This is a genomic window from Pedobacter sp., assembly GCF_041645105.1.
Lineage (GTDB): Bacteria > Bacteroidota > Bacteroidia > Sphingobacteriales > Sphingobacteriaceae > Pedobacter.
This window is the reverse complement of the sequence record NZ_JBAZQQ010000023.1, coordinates 1-3036: the sequence shown is the minus strand read 5'-3', so window position 1 is coordinate 3036 and position 3036 is coordinate 1. Positions and strand designations below refer to the sequence as shown.

The following is a 3036-nucleotide window of genomic DNA, read 5'->3' as shown; positions in this document are numbered from 1 at the left end:
AGCAAATCCGCCGCGCAGGAACAGGTAAATATCCTTATCTTCCGGATTCATTTCCATAAATCCCTCCCGGGACAAATTATTCCATGTGTCGCAAGAGGGGGATTTTTTAGTAGTTTGTTTCTTTTCTTTCATTTCTATCATCATATCGATATTCTACTCACAGAGTTATATAATTTGTCTCAATAATCTATATATCATACATAAAATCAGTATAAATGCCCCTCTTTTTATATTCTATTGCCCTCTCGACCTGTTTTCCGCACATTTAAATATAACCTCCTGCTAAATCAGGAATTAAATTAATGGAATACAGCAGTAAAAGCCTGGATCATCTTGGCATAGTAGCAGGAGTTTGCAAGGAAATTGAACTTGCAGCGGAGATAGACAGAATAGTAGGAATAGATAAAAGACAAAAGGTAACCACCGGTGAATCCGTAGAAGCAATGATCATGAATGCTCTAGGATTTGTAAGCAAACCATTGTATCTGTTTCCTGAATTCATGAAAACAAAACCAGTAGAACTATTGATAGGTGAGCATCTTTCATGGAAAGACTTCAATGATGATACGCTTGGAAGAAGTCTGGACAGATTGTATCAAACTGGAACAGAAGAGACATTTCTACAGATAGCGATCAATGCTTACAAAAAGTATGGATTCAAGGGTAGATTTCTTCATCACGATACTACCACCTTTAGTGTTCAGGGGGAATACGAGCATGAAGAAGGTGATCTGGATGCAGTTCCTATCAAGGTCACCTACGGACATTCGAAAGATAATAGACCGGATCTAAAACAGTTCGTTACATCTCTGATCATGTCCAAAGAATTGCCACTTTTTATACAGACATTGAGTGGCAATGCATCGGACAAAAATCACTTCAGAGAGATTGCCAAGAACTATGGAAAACTTTTGAAGGAAAGCTGGGATAAGGATTGCATTTGGGTCTGGGATAGTGCTTTCTACAGTAAGGATAACCTGAAAGCTATTTCAAAAGACCATAAATGGATAACAAGAGTCCCAGAAACATTATCTGATGCAAAAGAATTGCTTAAAATCTCTGACTTGAAAGACATGAATCAGACATCGTTAGATGGTTATAGTTTGTTAAGCACGGAAATTACATATGGAGTAAAGCAGAGATGGATAGTGGTATTCTCCCAGAAAGCATATGAGAGAGAAAGTAAAACCCTTAACAAGAGCATAACTAAAGAAAGGGAAAAGATAGAGAAGCAGGTATGGCATTTTTCCAATAACGATTTTTATTGTAAAGAAGACGCTCTGGCTGCTTTGGAAGAGATGTCACGGGAATGGAAATATCACAAAGTGAAGGATGTCGCTATCGAAGAGAGCAGAAAGAAGAAAGAAGGTAATGTTGGAAGACCAAAAAAGAATGATGCTCTGCAGATAATGTGTAATGTGAAAGCGAGTTTTGAAGAAGACGATGAAAATATAAAAAAAGTGCTTTTCAGAAAAGGAAAGTTCATTCTGGCTACTAACGACGATAAAATGAGCGATGAAGAAGTATTGAAAACATACAAAGATCAGCAATCTGTTGAAAGAGGTTTTAGATTTTTAAAAGACCCGTTATTCTTTGCTCACAGCATATTTCTGAAAAACGAGAGCAGAATAATAGCACTTGTAATGATCATGGGACTTGCTCTCATGATATATAGTATTGCCCAGAAAAAATTGAGAGAGATACTTCTCAGAGAAAACCAGTCTATACCTGATCAAAAAGGGAAACCTACCAAAAAACCAACTATGAGACGTGTTTTCCAGGTTTTTGAAGGAATCACGGTTCTTTATGAAAATGAGAAAAGAGTGATGATTATGAACTTGAATGAAATACATCGGAAAGTGCTTGCACTTTTTGGAAACGGATATGAAAGAATATACTGTGTATAAATTATATTATAAATTGAATATAAACTCTTGAGGTATATCCGGGATTCTGCAATTTTGACAAAAAAGATTTATGAAGAACATAATAAATTTTACACAGATTCAGTTGTTACATAACGAATTCTATATCTAATTTGCTGGAAATCTTAAAAGTGGTATGCTGCATGATGGAAATGTGCGGAAAGTAGGATAGATCCGGAAATTCTTTTTTTGGCGGGCTGGCGGCTGTCGCGCGCTAGGTATGCCAACTGGAAAGGGTAACAAGCTTCTTGGGAGCATGAGTGGTGTTTTTAGCGGGATGGAACCGTGAAAGGATTTAGGACCAGTTTTATTAAGCATGCTGTTTTTTATATCCGGGAGGCGTTTGTAATACAGTGAATTCAAAATGCCGCAGATTACTTTAAGAATTGAGCAGGAATTATACGATAGTATTGAAGAAAAGAAGGGGGATAAAGATAGAAGTACTTTCCTACGGGATGTCATATTAGCTTATTTTGCATCCCAAAAAAATGAGGTTGTATCCCAGGAGAAAACGGTTGACTCACATGAGAGTGCAAATGCATCCCAGGAAATTACAAACGTAACCCAACTGCATTATGAAAATGAATATTTAAAGAAAAAGCTGGAAGATCTGACTGCATTACATGAGAATGCAGTTGCATTACACCGCCAGGAAAAACAGGATCTGAGCAATAAGTTAGATCGTGCCATGCAGCTTGTAAGCCAGGAACAAAGTATTAATATGTCGATGCAAAAACAACTCATGCCGACGCCTCAAGAGATCACAAAAAAGTCATGGTGGCAGTTTTGGTGATGCTCAGAATCTATGCGGCAGCGCAAACAAAAACCTTTATGGACAGAATTGTAATGTAAAAAAAGATGCCCACTTAAACAAGGGGGCACACTCTACACGAATTTTTACAGCTTTTCCACTTATGGTATCTGTTGATGTATTTGTTGGTATAACCATTGGCATCATGTTGATGCTGGTGTAACCTCTGGCGTTACTGTTGATGCTGGTGTAACACCTGGTGTCGCTGTTGATACTGGTGTAACTCCAAAACCCGTTGATGTTGATGTAACCCCTGGCGTCATTGTTGATATTGGTGTAACCCCCAGCGTCATTGTTGGT

General features: G+C 37.8%; 2 protein-coding genes. Both read left to right on the top strand.

The annotated features are described in order from the left end of the window. Positions 1–302 precede the first annotated feature (302 nt). Entirely contained in the window at positions 303–1907 is a 1605-nt protein-coding gene (locus WC623_RS24800; RefSeq protein WP_372856281.1) for an IS1634 family transposase, read from the top strand. 382 nt (positions 1908–2289) lie between these two features. Further along, positions 2290–2718 carry a hypothetical protein gene (locus tag WC623_RS24795; RefSeq protein WP_372856279.1) on the top strand — a complete coding sequence of 143 codons (429 nt, stop codon included), beginning with the start codon at positions 2290–2292 and terminating at the stop codon, positions 2716–2718. The last annotated feature ends 318 nt before the right edge of the window (positions 2719–3036 follow it).